1 protein-coding gene is annotated in these 540 nt (G+C 73.1%); it reads left to right on the top strand.

Going from position 1 to position 540, the window contains the following annotated elements; translation table 11 throughout:
• On the top strand, positions 1-540 hold a 540-nt coding region (locus J7U37_RS24870), incomplete at both ends, for an Ig-like domain-containing protein (protein ID WP_247637491.1).

Raw genomic sequence — 540 nt, 5'->3', positions numbered from 1 at the left:
GCCCGCCTCCGCAGCGACACCCCTGGTCATCGACCTCACGCCGCCGGGCGCACCGGTGTTCGACGCCCTGGCGCCGACCACCGACACCACCCCGACCATCACGGGTACGGCCGAGGCCGGCGCCACCATCACCATCTCGTCTGACGGCACCGTGCTCGGCACGGCGCTGGTCGGGACCGACGGACGCTTCACCTTCACGCCCACCATCCCGCTGGCGGACGGCAACAACGTCCTGACGGGTACCGCCGCCGATGCGGCCGGCAATGTGGGGGCGGGCTCCACCCCGGTCACCCTCGTGGTCACCGCCACGCCGGGCAACGGAGACACCACGCCTCCCACGGCCCCGGTGCTCGATGCCCTGGCGCCCACCAACGACACCACCCCGACCATCACCGGCACGGCCGAGCCGGGTTCGACCGTCATCGTCTCGAACGGCACGACCCAGATCGGCTCGACCGTGGCCGCTGCCGATGGCAGCTTCAGCCTGACGCCGGCCGCTCTGCCCGAGGGCACGGCCAGCCTCACGGCGGTCGCCGTGGA

The sequence above is a fragment of the Methylobacterium sp. 37f genome (assembly GCF_023093475.1).
GTDB lineage: Bacteria > Pseudomonadota > Alphaproteobacteria > Rhizobiales > Beijerinckiaceae > Methylobacterium.
The sequence above is the reverse complement of the archived record's forward strand: the minus strand, read 5'-3'. Positions and strand labels throughout refer to the sequence as shown.